Here is a 20,449-nt window from a genome sequence, read left to right on the forward strand (position 1 = left end):
CACGATTTTGGAGTTTAATAGAAAAAGAGACCAATATCATCCATCTATAGAAGGGGAGAACGATATGAAGCATCGCAAATCTTCACAGCTGTTACAGCAGCTTGTGTTCGTGGGTCCCTCCGTTGTATTTTTTATTCTCATCATCGTGGTCCCTTTCCTGCTTGGCATGATGTATTCCTTTACGGATTGGAACGGAGTGTCTGCCAGCATTAACTGGGTTGGGCTTGATAACTTCGTGCATATTTTTGCAAACGATCCCAAGTTCCAGAATGCATTCTGGTTCACGGTACGCTTCACCGTTGTAGGGGTGATCCTCACCAATGTCATCGGTTTTTTCCTGGCCTACTTCCTGACCAAACCGCTCAAGACGAGAAATATGCTGCGTACGATCTTTTTTATGCCTAACGTCATCGGTGGATTGTTGCTCGGGTTTATCTGGCAATTCATATTTGTGAAAGGGTTTTCAGCAGTAGGCGACGTGACGGGCTGGTCCTTCTTTAACCTCCCGTGGCTGGGAGATGAGCCGACGGCCTTCTGGGGAATTGTCATCGTGTTTGTATGGCAGACCGCAGGTTACCTGATGGTCATCTACATCTCATCCTTAACGAATGTCTCACCTGATTTGCTGGAAGCTGCCGAGATTGATGGAGCCAGCCGTGGTCAGGTGCTCCGGAGCATTATTTTACCACTCATTATGCCTGGTGTAACCATCTGTCTGTTCCTGGCGATCTCCTGGTCGTTCAAAATGTTCGATCTCAACTTGTCACTTACAAAAGGCGGCCCGTTTGGCTCAACCGAGTCGGTCGCACTCAATATCTACAATGAGGCCTTCGTGAACAACCGGTACGGTATTGGAACCGCCAAAGCGTTTATATTCTTCGTGATCGTTGCCATCATCACCATGGTTCAGGTTCGTTTGACGAAGAGCAAGGAGGTTGAAGCCTGATGGAGACAACGAAAAATTATCGCTTCGGTACCGTAATTACTGAAATTGTGATGGTGTTGATCGGGTTGTTGTTCCTGATTCCGTTTTACTTCCTTTTTGTAAACTCGGTCAAAACATTCGGTGACCTGCTTACCAATTCCGCTGCCTGGCCGGAAGTATTCCAGTGGGGCAACTACGCGAACGCTTGGGAGAAGATTAGTTTTCCATCGGCACTCATGAACTCGCTGATCGTAACGATCGTCAGCAATCTGTTGCTCGTGCTGATCAGTTCCATGGCCGCGTACCGCATGGTTCGCAGCAATACACGGTTCAACCGGATCTTATTCGGCCTGTTTATTGCGGCAATGGTGATTCCGTTCCAGTCTATCATGATCCCGCTGGTTACGGTAACCAGCAATTTGGGACTGATCGACAGTCTTGGCGGACTCATTATCTGTTATCTCGGGTTTGGAGCGCCGATGTCCATCTTTCTGTTTCACGGATTCGTTAAATCGGTGCCACTAGAGATCGAGGAAGCGGCCCGTGTGGACGGCAGTTCGGCCTATGGGGTATTCTTCCGCATCGTATTCCCGCTGATGAAACCGATGTATGTAACCGTCATCATTCTGAATACGCTCTGGATCTGGAATGACTATCTATTGCCTTCCCTGATCCTGCAAAGCTCCAATCTACGCACCATTCCGATCGCAACCTTTGCGCTGTTTGGCCAATATACGAAACAGTGGGATCTTGCGCTACCTGCTCTGGTACTTGGGATCATGCCGATCATTATTTTCTTCCTGCTGATGCAGAAGTATATCATTCAGGGGATTACTGCCGGGTCCGTTAAGGGGTAGTGCGAGGGCTGGCCGCTCCGGGGAGAGTGCGGGGGAAGCCGCTCCGTCATCATGTGCGCTTTCGGTCGCTGTTGCTCCTCGGGGGCCTGAATGTATGATGGCTAAGGAAGCCCCCGAGGTTCAAAGGCGAACGCTCCGCTCCTCCAGCGCATCATGATGCCTCCGCTCCTGCCTCGCACGGAGGTAGGCAAAAGGCGCATCTGCCCGCAGGGCTTGGGCAGATGCGCCAGAGCAGAGCAGGGAAAGACAGAGTAAAGACGAGATTAAAAAAGGACTCAAAAGGCCAAGCATTATAAGTGGCCCCACCGGTATCGAAGGCATAGAGACAAGAGCTTGCTTGACCATTAATCTGTGATCAACTACGCAATCACATTTGTGAGAATTGCGTTAGTTCATCTATATAGTAAGTAAAAGAATTAAAAGCAAGGACTGGGTCATTTTAAACAGATGGAGTAAAGAGTAAGAGGGTAAGCAAGAGGTGCAGGGGAAAAAGTAAACTACTTACAGGGAGAGTGTATCTATGAAAAGAATGACAAAGTTAACATTGCTGATGCTCATTGCTTTTTCAGTCATGCTTGCAGGTTGTGGAAACGGGGACAAAAGCGGTAGTCCTGTGAATACAGATGCTCAAACGGGTGGTGGTGATGCGGCGGCCGGCGCCAAAACGATTAAAATTTTCCAATACAAAGTTGAAATTGCCGAAGCGCTTAACCGTCTTAAAGCGGAGTATGAGTCTTCCCACCCAGGCGTTAAGCTGGACATTCAGACGGTCGGCGGTGGCAGTGATTACGGGGCCGCATTAAAAGCGAAGTTTGCCGCAGGTGAGCAACCGGATATTTTTAACGTAGGTGGATACCGTGAACTCGATACCTGGCTCGAATATCTCGAAGACCTATCTAGTGAACCGTGGGCTAAGGACGTACTGGAAGTGGCCAAAGAGCCGATGACTAAGGATGGCAAGCTTTATGGACAGCCACTCGCGCTGGAGGGGTACGGTTTTATATATAACAAAGATCTGTTTACCAAGGCAGGCATCACTGAAATCCCAACAACATTGGAACAACTGGATCAAGCGGCAAAGAAACTTCAGGACGCAGGCATTACACCTTTCTCGAACGGTTATCAGGAGTGGTGGGTGCTCGGCAATCATAACGTCAATGTAGCATTTGCGAATCAGGCCGATCCGGTAAAATTCATTCAAGGTCTGAACGAGGGCACGGAGAAAATTCCGGGTAACCCCGTCTTCGAGGAGTGGATCAACCTGCTTGATCTGACGCTCAAATACAGCAACAAAAATCCGCTCACCACAGACTACAACACACAGGTAACTCTTTTTGCTAGTGGCGAAGCGGCGATGATGCAACAAGGGAATTGGACGCAAGTACAGATTGACGGGATTAATCCGGACCTGAATCTGGGTATTCTGCCTATGCCGATTACGAATGAACCGAATGATAAGCTGTTTGTAGGCGTGCCTAACTATTGGGTTGTGAATAAAAACTCTCAAGTGAAGGCGGAGGCAAAAGAATTTCTGGAATGGCTCGTTACCTCCGACATTGGTAAAAACTATTTAACTAAAGAGTTCAAGTTCATTCCGGCCTTCAGTTCCATTCAGGCATCGGAGGAAGAGCTCGGTGACCTCGCAACAGATATTATGAAATATAGTCAGGAAAACAAAACATTAAGCTGGAACTTCAACCGTTTCCCTGAGGGCGTTCCACAAGAGTTCGGTAGTACTATCCAAGCATATGTTGCAGGTAAATCGGATAAAAAAGCATTGCTTGATGCATTGCAGCAGAACTGGGATAGTCTTAAAAAATAAGTAAAGTATGCTTACGTGAAGTCAGTTGCAGCTTGTGCAACTGGCTTCTTTGCATTACCTGTTATAGTACAGGATTCACCTTCTAAATGTGGATAACTTTTCTCGTTTATAGATGTTAAAGTACAACTTTTACATCGGCTTAATACTAGATGTGGATATCCTGTGTGTATAGGATCTAAATGTGGACAACTTTTCGGAAAGTGATCTTCGGGTCTGCTTTTATCAACGAACATTCTTGCTTTTGTTAAATTAGTACTGTATAGTTCTATTTATGAATAATAACAATGCATCACATCAAGGGACGCTTAAGTCGTCTAAACCATCCAAACCAAGAAGTCCAAGTTCCAAAAGTTCTAGTCCGGTTAACCGCACCAAAGCGGTGGAGGTTGCTGCGCAACTATTCCTCCGGCAAGGTTATGCTTACGTCAGCATGGATGAGGTGGTACGTGTTAGCGGCGTATCCAAATCCAACATCTATTATCATTTTAAAAACAAGGAGGAACTGCTTCAGGCGGTTGTACAGTTCTGGATTGCACAGTATGAATCAGAGCTTTATCTGCTGCTCAGCCAACGTGAACGAAGTGTGGAGGAACGGGTGTATGCGTTCCTGGAACGGCTCTCGGCAGGTATAGAACATAGAAACTTTGAAGGCACATGCCCGTTTGTTACTCTTTATATGCAGGCACCGGAAAGTGCTTCCCTGGCGAAGGAAAGCATCTCGATCTTTTTCCGAGAACTTGTACCTATGGTGGAGAAGCTGTTCCAGCAAGGGGCAGAACAAGGCGAATTCCGCAAAGGCATCGAGCCGGGGGCAGCAGCTTCCCTATTTGTTGCAGCACTTGAAGGTTCGCTCATGTTGGCCGGGACTTCTCGTGATCTGGGTATTATCGAGCAGTCCGCACGAACGTTTTGTCAGATGCTTCGTTAAACGAAGCTCTTTTTTTGAGATTGATTAGTACTAATTAGTACTAATTTGTGTTTTGACAATAAACGAGATCAAGATAAATTCATGACGGACTAGAACTAAAAATAAATAAAGAACAAAAATAAAAAAATGTTATGGAGGCATATCGATGAACGAAGCAAGGTTAGAGCAAACCGTTCTGTTTATGACGGGAAGTACCGGTTTTATTGGAAAGGAAACAGTGAAGCAACTTGTGGAGAAAACAGACATACATATGCTGCTGTTAGTTCGCTCCGAACGTCGCGCCAGATCGGTATTGGAGAGTTACGGTGTGGGGAGCTTTGAACGGATTACGTTTATCGAAGGTGATTTATCTTTGACAGGTCTGGGGCTTGTTCAAGCGGATCGTGAACGCATCAGGAAAGCGAATGTCATTCTTCATGCAGGGGGAACGATGGACGTTACGCTGGGACGAGAGACAGCAGAAAAAATCTTTATGCATGGAGCAAGAGAGATAGCTCAGCTGGCTCAGGATATGAAACGTAACGGAGGGTTGCGTCATTTCATTCATGTGGTTGGTTATATGAGCCCTTATGGGCATGGGAACGGGCAAGAGGAACAGGAACAGGTTGAAAACAATCATGCGGGTAGTCAAGAAAGTGCATATGAAGAGATGAAATTCAAGGCCGATGCTTATATAAGGCTTCATGCAAAACAACATGGCTACCCTTTGTCTGTGGTAAATCCCAGTACGGTGGTCGGGCCACGCCCAACAGGTGAAACCGAGCAGACTGGCGGGATCGGGTTACTTATTGGAGCCGTTCAGAAAGGTTTTATGCCGGTTGTACCTGGTGGATCGTCGTACTGGTTGCCGCTCGTGGAGAATGATTTGGTGGCAGAAACGATTGTCTTTCTTATCCGGGATGAGGCACCGTTCGGAGGGACATATCCAATGCTTGCCCGTAAGGAAGAGAGTCCGGACATGAAGGAATTGCTGCATCTGATTACAAAGCAGCTGGATATGCCCAGACCGGCAGGAGCATTGCCGCTATCCTGGATTCAACGCCTTATGAGCCTTGGGGGAAGTCGCATCAGCGGTATACCTTCACAGTCACTAGCTTTTATTACAGACAGGACATTTCCGGTTGATGAGACCGAGGCGCTGATGCAACGAATGGGGAGAAGCTGGCCGGATATTCGGGAGCAGCTCCCGTTCATTGTTGCTGATCTGGACTACCGGCTTCTGTCCAAGCCGGAAGCTGAACATGTTCCAACCGATTATATTCGTGCACGTTTGGGAAATCTGGCATGTTTAGGCTGGGAAGGTGAGGGGGAGCCGTGGGTGGTCGTGCATGGTCTGCTCCAATGTGCGGATGACTTGCTTCCACTAGGATCACAGTTACACAGACTTACACGTAATCCCGTCTGGATGGTTGATCTCGCAGGATTTGGTCGCTCACCTGTTCACCAAGAAAAAGATGCATTTACAGGTCAGGTTAACGCCCTTATGGAAGCCTTATCTGAAGTGCAGGGTCCCTTCAAACTCGTTGGTCACTCTGTAGGTGCAGCTATAGCAGCGGCAGCGTTGAAGCGAAGCGGGCGTACCGATATCCGTTTGGCGCTACTCCAGCCTGTTGCGGATAATGTGAATGAGGGGAATAATGGACGTTTAAAACAGGTGCTCCATTTGCCTAGGCGTCTTGTGAGGACATTACTGCGGAGTAAGTCCCGGAGTAGTTGGGCGCGGATGTTTAGTGCGGGCGGTGAAGAAGTGGTGGATCAGATCAGGGTTACGAGGCTGGCTGAGAGAGTACGAGTCTATCTCCGTTCACCTCGCATAGCGGGTGCTCATGTAGATTTGTTGCGGTGGATTCACTTGGGACATAAACAGATGATAAGCTTTTGGGATGAATTCGGAGGCCCTCGGCAGACAGAGGTTGACGCAGATCGACTGGTTATTTGGGCTGAGAAGGATCAAGAATATCATTTTCCTGCTAGTTTACATGCGGGGTATACAAAAGTGGAACTCCCTTATGGTCACTATTTCCCGGCCTTTCAGGTTGAACAGACAGCGGAAATCCTTCTTGGTTGGGCTGGTGAAAGCGGTGTGAATAACAAAAGGCAGAACGTTTGAAATCCAGTAATGTTATTGAAAGGCTTTCCACAATATGTCCACATTAGAGGATAAGCAGGCGAAAAACGACAAAGTTTACGTTAGATTTGCAAACAAATACACAACATGTCCACATCAAAATTATAAATATCCACATAAATGAAGGTCTATATCCACAGATTGTGAGCAACATGTGCACAACTTATCCACAAATGGGGTATAACTTTATATTTTTATTCACGATAAGTAAAGTTTAAGGAATTTTTAGTGAGTTATCCACAGAAATGAGGGTTAATATCGCTTATTTTTCAAAGAAAACTGGGAAAGAGATGTAACTGCGATTCTTCTTCTTGAAAGCCTAAACAATTACGCCAAAATTACCGATACAACATGTAACGACTCATCGTCTAAAGTTCGACAGCCAAAAGCGTGTTGATGATCTGATTTTACGGAATGAGAGGGTATGGGGACATTATGGATGAAGTAATGCAATATATTAATTTCTCGGTGGGAGATCAAATTTTTGCACTTCGCATTGATCAGGTTCATGAAATTATTAGAATGGTAGAGGTTACAACGGTTCCTTTCGGAAGTCCTGAGATCAGAGGATTCGCTTCATTGTACGGAAAGGTAGTTTCTGTCGTGAGTCTGCGTGTGTTGCTCGGCATGCCGGAGAAGGAAGATACCTCATCTACACGAATTATCGTAGTCCCTTACAAGAACGGGTTTGTGCCTCTGATTGTAGACATGGTAGATTCGGTTGTGACATATGATCGTTTCGAAGAGCCGGCAGAAGAACACCGCCGCTTTATGCTTGGTGTTTTTGATAAAATCGGATTCTGTGCGGATCACCGTGCGGGTATTTTGAACCTCGATGTACTGCTCGGAAGTCTGGTCAGATCTTGATCAGATCCACTGGGTACCGTCTGATGACCCGCATCATTAAATGTTTAAACAAAATGTTCCTCATCCGAATTCTGGAGAAGGGGCATTTTTTTATAGAGAAAAGAGCATGATCAGTACTTTTTATACGTAAAGGTTTTTAAATCCGTCCATTTTCGTATATGATGGAGAGTAACAATGCGAAGGGATGACGGGAGACTGTAATGATGCAATCGCTGTATGGAGTATGGCTTGGAGACGTATTTTTTTGTTTTTCCGGTGAAACATCGGAACCGCGCGTAGATGCATGGAGTCACGTGGTAAGAAGGCTGCAATTTGGCGACGGGGGTCGTCTGTTTCAGCCTGCCGCGCTACGTCTTGCGGAACTGCGCTGGCCGAATCCGCTTCGAAATGCGGCAGAAACCAAAAACGTAAAGCGGAGGCAGTTGCTTGGACGCACGCTGGAAGGATTGGCGGTTTCGCCGAAGGATGCTTTCCGACTGTTATTACAGTGGGATGACCAGATGTTACATGCAGCTGGGATTCAAGCTGGAGAAGAGATGCGTTACTGGGTTAAGGCAGCACAGTTCACACAGGAATTGTTGCTGCGAGGAGCGATTGCTCCGGCTGCGGCATTTGCAGCTAAAACAGGTGCAAGACGGCGCACGGGTCAGGAGACCCTTTCAGGGGTATGGCGGCCACGTTTGCAACTTGAAGAAGATCGGGAGCGTTTCAAAAGCCTTGCGGAATCGATGCCTCCCATTGCGCTGTCAGCGCCGGGAGCCTATGCCTCCATGGAGCCGGAGACACGTGAGGAAGCGGCAGGCACGGTATTGTTTTCATTTATGAGCGGCATCATTCATGCGGTGGTAACGAATGAACTGGAGAGCATGGATAGTGAGCTTTCACGTTACCGGACATCGTTCAGGCGCGGCTCTTCACCCGTGTCTGAGCTATGGTGGAACAGTCTAATCTCTATATTTCGCCCAGTCACCGTGCAAGGACCGACAGAGGATCTGGCGGATTTCGTGGACGCGATCCATGAAGCTGGAGGTACAACGATGCCTGCATTTGGTGTCGAAGAAATGCCGCCTTCGGAAGGGAAGTTCAGACTGGTCCTGCGTTTGGAGCCGCCGCTGGGGGAGCAGGAGACCACCTGGGGTATCAGTTTCTGGGTGGATAGCGATCAGGAGGCAGGTCTCAGGTTACCTGCACGAAGCATTTGGGCACATCCTGAGCGTGATCTGGATCGGGGAAAAGTCTGCTACGCCTCTGTGGCAGAACAGTTACTGATGGCCATTGGTGAGGCGTCTGAGCTGGCACCCGAACTGGAAACTGCTTTGCTACATGCTCGTCCCGAGGGGATACAGCTACAACAACAGAGCTTTTTTGAATTTCTTACCCATGCGGTTCCCAAGTTGCAGAAGGCAGGGGTAACGGTTCTAATGCCGTCGAGATGGAGTCGCGCGGGGAAACGACGTGCAGGTCTGCGCTTGCAGATGGTGAACGGAGCACCGGAGCGTCAACCTGGAGCTGGTTCTACACTCGGCATGGAACAACTCGTTTCCTTTACAGCAGAGCCGATGCTGGATGGCAAGCCGATTACGGCGGAGGAACTTGCCGCACTGGCTGAATCCACCGTTCCCTATGTTATGTTTCGCGGGGAATGGATTGAAGTGGATACCAAAGAGATTCGCCAAGTGCTTCGATATATGAAAAAAGAAGAAGAACAATACATGCCGCTTTCCGAATGGTTGCATCTTGCCGCAGATGAAGGGGAAGATTCCATTTGGAAAGGGATGTCTGTTTTTGGTGCTGAATCCGAAGGTATGCTCGCTTTCCTGCTGGAGGGGCAGGTCCTTCGTAACATTGAACCTCGCCCGGTGCCAGCGGAGCTGCATGGTGAACTGAGACCGTATCAGGAACGTGGATTTCAGTGGTTATCTGCCATGGGTGAACTGGGCTTCGGGGTGTGTCTTGCCGATGATATGGGACTTGGAAAAACGGTTCAGGTCATCACGTGTCTGCTCGATCGCAAAGAGGAGGAACGCCAGGCCGCACTGAAAGAGGCACATGAAGCACAGGCGTCCGGTGTTGATCAGAGTACAGATATGCCGAAGGTTCAATGGCCTACGCTTATTGTCTGCCCAACCTCGCTACTGGGCAACTGGCAACGCGAGCTGAAGCGTTTTGCGCCAGACCTGTCACTGTACATTCACCATGGTGGACAAAGGCTGCATGGAAATGCTTTCGAAGAGGAAGCGCAGAAGCATGACATCGTGCTCACAACCTATCACCTGGCAGGCCGCGATGGCCCGGATTTGGCTTCGTTGCACTGGTCAACCGTTGTACTGGATGAGGCACAGTATATTAAAAATTATCGGACGAAGCAGGCTCAGAGTGTCATGCGGTTGTCCACTTCTCATCGGATTGCCATGACAGGAACACCGGTGGAGAACCGTTTGAGTGAGCTTTGGTCTATTTTCCAATTCCTGAATCCGGGATATCTCGGTACATCTTCTTCGTTCCGCCAGCGGTATACAGGTCTGGCCCCTTCGGAAGAGAACGCGGCTTCGCTCCGGGAACTGCATCGACTGGTGTCGCCGTTTATGTTACGCAGGCTGAAGAGTGATCCGGATATTCGCAAAGATTTGCCCGAAAAGCTGGAACTGAAATCCTATTGTTCACTGACACCGGAGCAGGCGATTCTGTATCAACGGGTCGTGGACGATCTCATGGGTGGTCTGGATGGACGGAATGGTATTGCGCGTAAAGGTATCGTGTTATCCTCTCTAACCAAGTTGAAGCAGATCTGTGATCATCCTGTTCTGGCGGACAACAGCCGGAAGGAGCATGGGAAGGCCGAGGCATCGGGTAAAATGGAGCGACTGCTGGAATTGCTGGATGCCATCCGGGACAACGGAGAATCGGCTTTGATCTTTACGCAGTATGTTGCGATGGGGGATCTGTTGGTTTCCAGACTGAACCGGCGCTATGAGGAAGAGCCTTACTTCCTGCATGGTGGGGTTTCCAAGTCACAGCGGGATGAAATGGTGGAGACATTCCAAAAAGGGGAAGGGCCATCCATGTTTGTCCTGTCTCTTCGTGCAGGCGGCGTGGGTCTGAACCTGACACGGGCAAGCCATGTCATTCACTATGATCGCTGGTGGAATCCGGCGGTGGAGAACCAGGCGACAGACCGGGTATTCCGCATCGGGCAGAATCGTAACGTTCAGGTACACAAGTTGATCTGCCAGGGTACATTGGAAGAACGAATCGATGAGCTGATCGAGAGCAAGAAAGCTCTCTCCGAGCAGGTCGTAGGTTCGGGTGAAAACTGGCTGACCGAGATGTCGGACGATGAATTGCGTAGTCTGATCTCGCTTCAAGGAGAGACTTGGCTGTAGATTAACGCTGAGGTATGGGCTGGATGAGGGGGATTCACGCTACATTTGAATGCTCGGCGATGAAGGTAAAATCGGCTTGATATTGGTAAGCGCGTTTGGATGATCAATGAAGAGAGGGGGATGATGATGAGCGAAAAATGGAACGTCGAGCTGCATATGTCCCCCGGGGTGTGGACAGCAGAGGTGAATATAGCGGCGGATTCGGGAGAGACGGTGCCCGGGTCCGCTGATGCAGATCTGACCGGAACAGCCGCATCCGGCGTGTTCACGGTCACAGGCACGCTGCCGCAGCTAAGCGAGGCGCAGCGCGAGGCCGTGCTGGCGCAGCTGCGCAAGCGCCCGCTGGCGCTGTACGCCCTGCTGCGCGGTGGCCCGGCGCCAGAGGAGCTCGCCGGGCTACTGCCCGCGGCGGCGCCTGCGGGCACGCCCGGCGAGGCCGCGCCCGGCGCAGCGCTTGCCGCGGCGTGCACCTGCGGTCGCGCGGGCTGCGCGCATGCCGCGGCGGCGGAGCGCGCCGTTGCTGCGCGCCTCGCGGCCGAGCCGCTGCTGCAGCTGGCGCACGCCGGCCTGCCGCGCGAAGCGCTGCTCGCCGGCGTGCTGGGATCATGGGCAGAGGAACTTGCCCATGATCCCGGCGGCCCGGGCCGCGCAGCGGAAACGGCGGGCCGCCCGCAGGCGCGGGCTGGCGAAGGCGGCGCAGCCGTCGGCGAGTGGATCGCCGAGGCTGCCGCGGACGGCGCCATGCACCAGCCGGGGCCGGGCTTCGGCGCCGTGGAGGTGCGGCTCGCGCAGCCGGGCAAACCGCCGGCGCTGCCCGAGCTGACCGCGCTGCTGCCGGGAGTGCCTGCAGCAGCCGGTCTGGATCTCATCCGCGAGCGCGTGGCGGCGCGGATGTGGCAGGCTGTCCAGAAGCACAAGGACAGCCCGGCAACCAAATGATGCATCACACATGTACAGCGGGGGAGATCACCAGATCGCCCCTGCTTGTTTTTTTGTGAAGCTGAGCTTTTATTTCCCAGTTTCCAGCTGAAGCTGTATAAGTTTGGGATGTTGCATTAAATGTACAGAAATCAAGGGTGCAAGCTGTATAACGGGTATATCTCAGCATAGAGGCTGGGAGAAGGAACTCTTTACAGGTGGAGCTTATCGTGCATTTAAGGTATACTGTCGCAGGGAACATTATAGGAACGTTGAGAAAACCTAAAAAGATATTCATTCTACTAAGGTGATAGGAGTTTTATGATGAAATCAGGAACAGGAAGACAGCGCCGAATCGTGGTTCTGCTGTCCTCACTTATGATATGTGGAGCCTTGCTGGCTGCGTGCGGTTCCGGTGCGAACGAAAATCAGAACGCAAACGGAACACCTAACACGGAGCAGGGAGCCGATGGCACAACCGTGCATTTGACCGATGAATCTGGCTCAGATGGCAAGGGCAATGCTGAAGGTGATAACTCAACAAGTTCAGGTAGCGATGAAGGAACAGATAACGACTCAGGCAGTGCTTCTACCGGAGAAGGGCAGGGTTCTGCGGAGAATGGAAGTGGTGGTGCAACGGCAGAAGATCCGCTCATGGAGAAACGCAGCATCAGTGCTCTGCAGACAACGATTGACTCCCAATCGGTGGTGACGAATGCGGAAGCAATGACGGTCATTGTCAACAAACAGCGTAGTCTGCCGGAAGGCTATGAGCCGAGTGATCTGGTTGAGCCTGACGTGCCGTTCTCCTTCGAGGGGCCACATGAGAAACGTCATATGCGCAAAGAAGCTGCGGAAGCGCTGGAGAAACTGTTTGCTGGTGCCAAAGCAGACGGGATTGAGCTTCGTGCCGTGTCTGGATACCGGTCTTACAAGCGTCAGGTATCTATCTACAACAATAATGTGAAAACCAAAGGGGAAGAGTATGCTTCCCGTGTAAGTGCCGTTCCAGGCCGCAGTGAACACCAGACAGGTCTTGCCATAGATGTATCCAGTCCAAGTGTGGGCAATGTGCTGGAAGAGGTGTTCGGCTCGTCCAAAGAAGGCAAATGGCTGGATGAACATGCTGCCGAATATGGCTTTATCATTCGTTATCCGAAAGGTCAGGAGAGCAAGACGGGTTACGTGTACGAGCCTTGGCACATTCGTTATGTTGGTGCAGATATTGCACCCGATGTCGTAAAGAGTGGTTTAACTTTGGAAGATTACTTTGACGAGGCTAATATTAAACTGTAATTCCGTGTCTCGTTATTCATTTCCCCTGAACACCCAACCTTACTTGAGGTAAAGGTGATTTGTTCAGGGGATTTTTGCGTTGATCCAGATGAGGACAGACTGATATAATTCATCTTTAATACAACTGTCAAAATTACATAAAGCGAGGTTAGGAATATGAGCAGACAACAGGTATTTACGGGCTCCCCTTGGGAACCACTGGTGGGGTATTGCCGTGCAATTCGTGTGGGTAACCGGGTAGAAGTTGCCGGGACAACAGCAATGCAGGATGGCGTCGTTGTCGGTGCGGGTGACCCGTATGTGCAGACCAAATTTATATTGGAGACGATTGAAGAAGCGCTGAAAGAGCTTGGTGCGGACTTGACCGATGTGGTTAGAACACGTATGTTTGTCACGGATATTTCGAAGTGGGAAGAGGTTGGCAAAGCCCATGGCGAATTTTTCGGACAGATCCAGCCTGTAGCTACGATGGTCGAAGTAAGTGCGCTCATTGATCCTTTGCTAATGGTGGAGATTGAGGCTGAAGCAATTATAGAATCATCAGATGAGGCTTGATCATATTTTCTCTATCCGGAAAACAGAAAACAACTAACAGATACTTACCTTAGAATACTCACCTAAGAAGTTTTGATACTTACTCATTTGTGAAAAAACCTTTCCACTCCCGGTCAAAAGACAGGAGGGAAAGGTTTTTAGCTTTCTAGCCTTTACGCGTAATTCCACATGTACTCTACTTACTTGCCTACAGGCTAATTCTAACTTCCTATCGACACATTCTAGCGCCCTTACTCGGCCTTAGGCTGAACTGTCGGAATCTCAACAACAACTTTCCAAGCTGTGCCGATCGGAGGCAGGCTGCGTGTCAGCATCGGGCTATAGAAACCCATCACTTTGGCACCTTCAATCAGTTGCTCGGCTTTTACAATTTCGCCCCTCTGGTTCACTAGCGAAGTTTCTTTGTTGATATTCAAAACAACATGATCTGGTGCAGTCTCAGCCAGACGTGTACCTTTAATCTCAATCTGGGACACGATGCCGTCTTTGGCAATGACATCCTCGATCGTGCCTGCGGTTCCAAAAGTCTCTTTTGGTTGTGCTGCTGTTTCAGCCGCTGTATCCAGTACGGTTACTTTATATGTTGGTGTTTGTGGAGGCAGACTTTTGGTCATCATTAAGGAGTGTTCGGCTTCTACCATCATACCGATGGACAGGTCAGCCAGTTGAATTTCTTTTCCGTCCGCCGAAATGAGCTGGGTATCCTTGCTCAGGTTCAACACGATACCATCCGGCCCCGCACCGCCAATCTGAATGGATTGATATTTATCCTGATTAGCAATGTGTGTGATCACGCCACGTTCTGTAACCGTCTTGACATCCTCCTCGCTTCTAATCTCCACCTGATTTCCATTGGTGCTTAATTGGGCATGCAGGACTTTCTCCGCGAAAACAGCAGGCACATAAAGTGTTCCCTCCTTGATTTCAGGAGCTGTGCCGAGGGTAAGCAGCATTTTGTTGACGGAGTAACGATCTTTATCCGCAAAAACCTGAGTCCACAATGCCCCGCGAGTCAGCTCTGCGGACTTGTCTTCCTTATGCCATTTCAATTCGATTCCCAGAGCTTCGGTTAGCGCTCGAAGCGGGATCATGGCTGCCTTATCGTCTTGAGTCCAGTATCCGTTGGCAACCGCTACACCATTGACGGATACATGTACAACTCCCTTAGTGCTACTCGGGGCAGAAGTGACGGTTTCCTGCATAGGCTGCACCGTGTTATCTAGTGAAGCGGCATAAGCAGCTCCGCCGCTCAGTGCCATAGATATAGCCATGATTGTGCTTACTTTTTTCATATTGTTTTTCATTCGTAATCATCCCTTCTCATCTGCGTTGTGTCGCGGTAAACTTTTATACAGATCACCGCATCTCATCTTTACTGACGGGATAACCTGTCTCAGTGTTGCAGTAGGATATAAACACTGCAAACGCGGTTCATTCGTTTCAATTCGGATTATTGCGTAAGAAGCAGGTTACCCGCAGTAGGATTAGGTTAATTTCAAAGTATGCGGATCATTCCGTGCCAGATGAGGAGGAAACGAACCGATGAGTGATATGTTGGTCGCGCTTTATCGTCTGCCTGAGCAACACGGCGGGCTGGAGAAACTGAAGGCTGCATCCATTGTGATTCGCAGAGCCATTGCTCCGGAGAAACAGCAGGTGCTGAACTGGGTGAGAACCCATTTTAACCAGCATTGGGTAGATGAATGCGATGTCGCTTTTGCGCGTCAGCCTGTGACCTGTTATATTGCGCTGGAGCATGGAAGAATGATTGGTTTTGCCTGTTATGAAGCGACCTGCCGTAATTTCTTCGGCCCTACTGGCGTAAGCCCGGATGCCCGTGGAAAAGGTGTTGGGACTGCCTTGCTACTGGCTTGTATGCATGCGATGAGAGCAGATGGCTACGGTTACGCGATTATCGGATCGGCTGGGCCGATGGACTTCTACAAACGAACGCTGGGCGCGGTGGAGATTGAAAATTCAACACCGGGTATTTACGAAGGCATGCTACGGGCAGACTAGACGTTAACGAAGTTTTGGAAAAGGGAGGGAGGACGAAGATGAGCACCAAGCAAATGCTGCATATCGGTATGATCGGCACAGGTTCGATCTCGGATCTTCATATGAGGTGTTATGCCAAAAATGAGGATGCCGTCATCTATGCCATCTGTGACCTGAATGAGGAACGGGCCAAGGCGGCTGCACAGAAGTATGACGCTCAGTCCGTTTATATGAACTATCGTGAGATGCTGGAAGACCCGCATGTCGATGCGGTGAGTATCTGTACATGGAATAATACGCATGCGGAATTTGCCATCGCGGCGTTGGAAGCAGGTAAACATGTGTTATTGGAAAAGCCGGTGGCTACGAATGTGGAAGACGCGCTGCGGATTGAGGAAGCGGTGAAAAAAAGCGGACGTACCTTTGTTGTGGGTTTTGTACGGCGGTACGATAACAACATGCAGATGTTGCGCAGATTTATCGATGCGGGCGAATTTGGCGAGCTGTATTATGCAAAAGCGTCGATTTTGCGGCGTCTGGGTAATCCGGGTGGCTGGTTTGCGGACAAGGCTCGTTCCGGCGGCGGCCCATTAATTGATCTGGGTGTACATATCATCGATCAGTGCTGGTATCTCATGGGTAGACCGAAGCCTGTATCCGTTAGCGGGAATACGTATCGCAAACTCGGCAATCGTGCGAATGTGGAACATCTCTCATTTTACAAGGCGGCAGACTACAGTGCTGCGATCAATAATGTCGAAGATATGGCGAATGCTCTGATTCGTTTTGAAAATGGCGCTTCTCTGGCGGTAGATGTGAGTTTTACCCTCCATGCCCGTGAGGATGAATCCTTTGTTAAGCTGTACGGTGAGCGCGGTGGATTTGAACTGGAGCCCAAAACACTGATTGTCACCGAGAAACATGATACCATCATGAACATCGAACCGCAGACAGATCATTCCGGTCTGGATATTCACGGTGCATTCCAGAACCAGATCGATCACTTTGTAGAATGTTGCCTGAACGGTACGCCGCCCATCAGCCCGATTGCGGATGGGGTGACCTCCACGCGCATGCTGTGTGCCGTCTACGAGTCTGCCGAAAAAGGGCAGGAAGTACGTTTGGATTAGACGTTGAAAATATAAATATAAAATAGAACGAATATAAAAAATAAATAATAACGGAAAGTTAGATCATGACTATTCTCGCGGGAAATTCCGCTGACAAAATAACCCTCCTTCTAAATGGTAAATGGAGCAGAAGGAGGGTTATTGCTTTTGGTTGTTGGATGGTTACATTTCATGTTAGATGGTTCATGCCAAGTGCCACTCATAAATTAGCCAATCCATCATTTAATTCCATTATTTATTCATTGGTGAGTTTTCATATCCCGGGTCATCGTAATCCGTATTCTGAAGCTTTGGAAGCACGTCCATGTCCTCTATAGCCTGTCTGGTCTCCGTTGTACCATGATCATAGATGAAGGTGTACAGCATCGTTATACCGTCTGTAAATCGTTCATTACCGTCGTCGTGATCTGCCGATTTGTAAGGTACGGGTGCCCGCTGTAACGAGTAGTCGTCCCCATCCTCAAGCACTTTCATCAGATCTTGCAATGTTGCCAATTGTCCATCATCCAGAAGGACTTCGAACGGAGTAGATTCGTTTCTTGTTCGTTCAATAAGGTTATGAGTTACCGACACATACAGATGTTGTTTACCTTCCTGCATAATCCAACCCCCATTTCATTATTGAAAAAAAGACCGTTTTACAGTTGAATTGGAAAAAAGACGCTTCTACTGTTAATAAACAGCAACAAGCGCCCTGAAACGAAGAAGATGCCTCTCTATTTTCCAAATCGATTCGTCATTGGAACCTGCCGGGTGCCAGCGATCATTGTTCCTGAACATAGTGGACAGACGGGGGCCTCGGAGGTGGCTTTTTTCGAAGTTTTACCGGACGGTACCGAAGGTTTTTGCCTCAACCATGCTTTGCATGTAGCTGAACTGCATTTCCAGATCGCCACCGTTTCTGTCCGCTCGGCTTGGCTTGTACCTGACCCAGCAGAATCAGAATGCCGTGAAGTACTCGAAGTGGAGGTTGTAGCAGTAATTTTTGGATGGAGACCTGGAGTGCTAAAGGCTTTATGATCTCGAATAATTCCACTGCCGCGCTGTTCGCTGAGGCGATCCTCATCCCGCTCATCCAGCATTTCCATTTCCCGATGATCCTTATGGTTTATCGCACTACGTTGTCGATCATGTTTCGTATAAGATGAGGTCCGTGTATCTGTGCGACCCTTGTTACCTTCACGTACACGGTTGTCTCCAGCATTCCCGGTGCTTTTCCAGTTTCCATTGTTGCTTCGATGTTGCCCGTTTCCGTTTCCATTACCGTTAACATTATCTTTACCATTGCTCTGATTATTTCCGTTGTTGTTTCTGCTGTAGCTTGTATGTCCATGATTCCCGTATGAAGACGGGTTGCCACTATGTGCTTCTTCCCGTGGTTTACGTTTGTACGGAACCTCCATGCCGAAGGCTTCCAGCAAGAAACGCGACACATCAGCCGGTTTGCCGTGATGGCTCGCGGGTGATGTCACATATAAATGTTGCTTCGCGCGGGTAATGGCTACATAAGCGAGTCTGCGTTCTTCCTCCAGAGCCATATCCAATTCAGCATCCGTCTGTTGCACGGTGAGCGCTGCCTTCTGATCTTCCGGAATATCCTGACGCAAGGCGGTACTGTGCGGCACAATGCCTTCACTGGCTCCGATCCAGTACACACATGGGAACTCCAGTCCCTTGGCCCGGTGAATGGTCATGAGCTGTACCGCATCACTATCCTGCGCCCGGCGTAGCGATTCCATTTCGCGGTGTCTGCGGGACAACTCGTCTGCGAATTGTACGAATTCTTCCAAGGTTTCGAACTTTTTGACAGCCGCTTCGAATTCATCCAGTGTTTCCAGCATCGTTTCCTTATAATGAGTAAAAATAGTCGGGTCGCCGCTCTCCATATACTTATCGTAGAACTGGCGGCGCATTTCCTGAATCGCGATAATCGGCTTCAGCTTGTGCAGAGATTTGATTAATTTGATGCGTTCCTTGACCTGCTCCTGTTGAAAAGGCTTCAGCTTGTCCCATTTGCTCAGATGAATCAGCGGATATTTCTTGGCCTGCTCCTGCTCGCAGCGTTGGATATACTCCAGTCCTGCATCACGGGACACATACAGCGGACCGAGTGCGCTTGGCAGAGCATCCATCGCTCGCGGGTTCAGAGACAGGCGCATATGGTCCATTAACGGTTTGATCAGGGACTGATCATAGAAGACCGGAGCGGCCCCGTGTTGTACAAAGGGCACATCCTTCAGCACCAATTGTTCAAATACCGCCCGGCTACTACTGGCTGTCCGGTGCAAAATAGCAATGTCCCGATATGGAAACTGCCCTTCCTGCACCTGCTCACAGATCTGATTCACGACCCAGGCTGCTTCCTCCTCGGCGTTAGATGGGGTAGCGAACCGGGGCGCATCGCCGCGTTGTCCTGCCGCACGCAGCCGTTTGTCGCGTCTACGTTTATTGCGTGCGACCAGCTCGCTGCCGAGTCCCAGAATACGAGCATCACTGCGATAATTAATATCCAGCGTCACGATGCGTGCGCCTGGGTATACTTTATCGAATTCCAAAATCGATTCCTGCCGTGCGCCATTGAACGTATAGATCGTCTGGTCGTCGTCCCCAACAACCATCAGATTGCGGTGTGCTCCAGCGAGCATCTGGACAATCTCGTATTGCAGCCGGTTTGTATCCTGAAATTCATCAACCATAATGTATTGAAAACGCCGCTGTAGCGGCTTTAACACCGCCGGATCACGAAGGAGCGCAGCCGCGCGCAGCAGGATATCATCAAAATCCATTTTGCCGCGATCCTGTTTCCAGTTTTCGTATCCGAGCAGTACCCGCTTGGCATCGCGCTCATCCTGCGTTTTCTCCGGCAAGTCTGCCGTGTCTGAACCTTGCATCTTCCAGGCGGACAGCATCGCCAGCAGACTCTCCGGTTGAAACGCCTCGCTCATGCCATTCTGGCGAAGAAGCATTTTCAGCACCGTATGCTGGGCGCGTGACTCACCAAAAATGTCTTCTTGCACCCCGTAATGGCGCAATAAAGTCAGCGCAAACGAGTGGAAGGTGCGGGCCTGTACCGCTCTTGCTGCAGCAGGCCTGATGCCCGGCAGGGCAGCAATCCGGTCTTTCATCTCGGCAGCGGCCTTGTTGGTAAACGTTACGAGCAGAATGCTGCCCGCGTGTACACCGCTGACTTCCATCAAGTAGCCTGCTCTCGCAGCGAGTACGGTTGTTTTGCCACAGCCCGCTCCTGCAAGTGTAAGTATAGGGCCTTTGCCATGGCGAACAGCCGAGATTTGCGGGCCATTGAGTTTGATGCCGGCTTCTTCAAGCGATCGGAAATAATAGGCGTCCTGCTGATCATCACCCACAAGCTGCCGGCTGGTTTCCAGCGGAGCCGAGGGGGATTGAGGCAAGGAGGACGCGGGGGTGACCCCGAGCGGACGGGGGTAGAACGTTGAGTTCGGACTTAACATGTTTCATCCACCTCTGTATACATTCAGGGATTGAACAATCCCGTTCAAGAGTAAAGAATTTGCCCTTTTCACAATCGCATTGTAAATTGGTAAGATAGAGTAAGTTGCGAATCCTGCGTGTTCCATTCATATGGAGTCAAAGTTCCATTATACCGAACGTATGGTCTTGACG

At 49.8% G+C, this 20,449-nt stretch carries 15 protein-coding genes; 12 read left to right on the plus strand and 3 right to left on the minus strand.

Features of this window, described 5'->3' with window-relative positions:
• Nucleotides 1–64 precede the first annotated feature (64 nt).
• The 10 genes from Q9R46_RS21135 (at nucleotide 65) to Q9R46_RS21180 (ending at nucleotide 13,679) form a co-directional block, all read left to right on the plus strand.
• Entirely contained in the window at nucleotides 65–946 is an 882-nt protein-coding gene (locus Q9R46_RS21135) for a carbohydrate ABC transporter permease (RefSeq protein ID WP_145333920.1), read from the plus strand.
• Entirely contained in the window at nucleotides 946–1,782 is an 837-nt protein-coding gene (locus Q9R46_RS21140) for a carbohydrate ABC transporter permease (RefSeq protein ID WP_090918608.1), read from the plus strand. Before Q9R46_RS21135 ends, Q9R46_RS21140 begins: the two co-directional genes overlap by 1 nt.
• A gap of 520 nt (nucleotides 1,783–2,302) precedes the next feature.
• On the plus strand, nucleotides 2,303–3,604 hold the full coding sequence (locus Q9R46_RS21145) for an ABC transporter substrate-binding protein (protein WP_145414379.1): 1,302 nt from the start codon (nucleotides 2,303–2,305) through the stop codon (nucleotides 3,602–3,604).
• A gap of 271 nt (nucleotides 3,605–3,875) precedes the next feature.
• Nucleotides 3,876–4,532, plus strand: coding sequence for a TetR/AcrR family transcriptional regulator (locus Q9R46_RS21150; RefSeq protein ID WP_311281656.1), 657 nt, complete (start codon nucleotides 3,876–3,878; stop codon nucleotides 4,530–4,532).
• A gap of 145 nt (nucleotides 4,533–4,677) precedes the next feature.
• Nucleotides 4,678–6,642, plus strand: a complete 1,965-nt coding sequence (locus tag Q9R46_RS21155; RefSeq protein ID WP_311281657.1) for an alpha/beta fold hydrolase — start codon at nucleotides 4,678–4,680, stop codon at nucleotides 6,640–6,642.
• Nucleotides 6,643–7,095: 453 nt separating this feature from the next.
• The gene (locus Q9R46_RS21160) at nucleotides 7,096–7,527 is read left to right on the plus strand and encodes a chemotaxis protein CheW (protein WP_186331792.1); all 432 of its coding nucleotides are present in this window, start codon (nucleotides 7,096–7,098) and stop codon (nucleotides 7,525–7,527) included.
• 200 nt (nucleotides 7,528–7,727) lie between these two features.
• Nucleotides 7,728–10,910 carry a DEAD/DEAH box helicase gene (locus tag Q9R46_RS21165; protein WP_311281658.1) on the plus strand — a complete coding sequence of 1,061 codons (3,183 nt, stop codon included), beginning with the start codon at nucleotides 7,728–7,730 and terminating at the stop codon, nucleotides 10,908–10,910.
• 126 nt (nucleotides 10,911–11,036) lie between these two features.
• Nucleotides 11,037–11,849 (plus strand): hypothetical protein, encoded by an 813-nt coding sequence (locus Q9R46_RS21170; RefSeq protein WP_311281659.1) that lies wholly within the window; start codon nucleotides 11,037–11,039, stop codon nucleotides 11,847–11,849.
• A 303-nt stretch (nucleotides 11,850–12,152) separates the two neighbouring features.
• Complete coding sequence (locus Q9R46_RS21175) at nucleotides 12,153–13,124, plus strand: M15 family metallopeptidase (protein ID WP_311281693.1); 972 nt, start codon at nucleotides 12,153–12,155, stop codon at nucleotides 13,122–13,124.
• 156 nt (nucleotides 13,125–13,280) lie between these two features.
• On the plus strand, nucleotides 13,281–13,679 hold the full coding sequence (locus tag Q9R46_RS21180; protein WP_311281660.1) for a RidA family protein: 399 nt from the start codon (nucleotides 13,281–13,283) through the stop codon (nucleotides 13,677–13,679).
• 230 nt (nucleotides 13,680–13,909) lie between these two features.
• Here the strand turns inward: Q9R46_RS21180 and Q9R46_RS21185 are convergent, their stop codons facing one another.
• Nucleotides 13,910–14,983 (minus strand): copper amine oxidase N-terminal domain-containing protein, encoded by a 1,074-nt coding sequence (locus tag Q9R46_RS21185; RefSeq protein ID WP_311281661.1) that lies wholly within the window; start codon nucleotides 14,981–14,983, stop codon nucleotides 13,910–13,912.
• Between the two features lie 238 nt (nucleotides 14,984–15,221).
• Between Q9R46_RS21185 and Q9R46_RS21190 the strand changes: the two genes are divergently transcribed.
• Nucleotides 15,222–15,698 (plus strand): GNAT family N-acetyltransferase, encoded by a 477-nt coding sequence (locus tag Q9R46_RS21190; protein WP_311281662.1) that lies wholly within the window; start codon nucleotides 15,222–15,224, stop codon nucleotides 15,696–15,698.
• A gap of 38 nt (nucleotides 15,699–15,736) precedes the next feature.
• Complete coding sequence (locus Q9R46_RS21195) at nucleotides 15,737–16,807, plus strand: Gfo/Idh/MocA family protein (RefSeq protein ID WP_311281663.1); 1,071 nt, start codon at nucleotides 15,737–15,739, stop codon at nucleotides 16,805–16,807.
• A gap of 231 nt (nucleotides 16,808–17,038) precedes the next feature.
• Here the strand turns inward: Q9R46_RS21195 and Q9R46_RS21200 are convergent, their stop codons facing one another.
• Both Q9R46_RS21200 and Q9R46_RS21205 read right to left on the minus strand, forming a co-directional pair.
• A complete protein-coding gene (locus tag Q9R46_RS21200) occupies nucleotides 17,039–17,407 on the minus strand; it encodes a hypothetical protein (protein ID WP_145333894.1) in 369 nt (122 codons plus the stop codon).
• A 116-nt stretch (nucleotides 17,408–17,523) separates the two neighbouring features.
• Complete coding sequence (locus Q9R46_RS21205) at nucleotides 17,524–20,277, minus strand: UvrD-helicase domain-containing protein (protein ID WP_311281664.1); 2,754 nt, start codon at nucleotides 20,275–20,277, stop codon at nucleotides 17,524–17,526.
• Between the last annotated feature and the right edge of the window lie 172 nt (nucleotides 20,278–20,449).

This window comes from Paenibacillus sp. RRE4 (genome assembly GCF_031844205.1).
Classification (GTDB): Bacteria; Bacillota; Bacilli; order Paenibacillales; family Paenibacillaceae; genus Paenibacillus; species Paenibacillus xylanexedens_B.

Bases quoted from the DNA above. Each gene is read 5' to 3' on its own strand.
- Q9R46_RS21200 (WP_145333894.1), bottom strand. From the start codon at position 17,407: ATGCAGGAAGGTAAACAACATCTGTATGTGTCGGTAACTCATAACCTT.
- Q9R46_RS21155 (WP_311281657.1), top strand. From the start codon at position 4,678: ATGAACGAAGCAAGGTTAGAGCAAACCGTTCTGTTTATGACGGGAAGT.
- Q9R46_RS21180 (WP_311281660.1), top strand. From the start codon at position 13,281: ATGAGCAGACAACAGGTATTTACGGGCTCCCCTTGGGAACCACTGGTG.
- Q9R46_RS21175 (WP_311281693.1), top strand. From the start codon at position 12,153: ATGAAATCAGGAACAGGAAGACAGCGCCGAATCGTGGTTCTGCTGTCC.
- Q9R46_RS21150 (WP_311281656.1), top strand. From the start codon at position 3,876: ATGAATAATAACAATGCATCACATCAAGGGACGCTTAAGTCGTCTAAA.
- Q9R46_RS21145 (WP_145414379.1), top strand. From the start codon at position 2,303: ATGAAAAGAATGACAAAGTTAACATTGCTGATGCTCATTGCTTTTTCA.
- Q9R46_RS21135 (WP_145333920.1), top strand. From the start codon at position 65: ATGAAGCATCGCAAATCTTCACAGCTGTTACAGCAGCTTGTGTTCGTG.
- Q9R46_RS21160 (WP_186331792.1), top strand. From the start codon at position 7,096: ATGGATGAAGTAATGCAATATATTAATTTCTCGGTGGGAGATCAAATT.
- Q9R46_RS21165 (WP_311281658.1), top strand. From the start codon at position 7,728: ATGATGCAATCGCTGTATGGAGTATGGCTTGGAGACGTATTTTTTTGT.
- Q9R46_RS21140 (WP_090918608.1), top strand. From the start codon at position 946: ATGGAGACAACGAAAAATTATCGCTTCGGTACCGTAATTACTGAAATT.
- Q9R46_RS21190 (WP_311281662.1), top strand. From the start codon at position 15,222: ATGAGTGATATGTTGGTCGCGCTTTATCGTCTGCCTGAGCAACACGGC.
- Q9R46_RS21205 (WP_311281664.1), bottom strand. From the start codon at position 20,277: ATGTTAAGTCCGAACTCAACGTTCTACCCCCGTCCGCTCGGGGTCACC.
- Q9R46_RS21195 (WP_311281663.1), top strand. From the start codon at position 15,737: ATGAGCACCAAGCAAATGCTGCATATCGGTATGATCGGCACAGGTTCG.
- Q9R46_RS21185 (WP_311281661.1), bottom strand. From the start codon at position 14,983: ATGAAAAACAATATGAAAAAAGTAAGCACAATCATGGCTATATCTATG.
- Q9R46_RS21170 (WP_311281659.1), top strand. From the start codon at position 11,037: ATGAGCGAAAAATGGAACGTCGAGCTGCATATGTCCCCCGGGGTGTGG.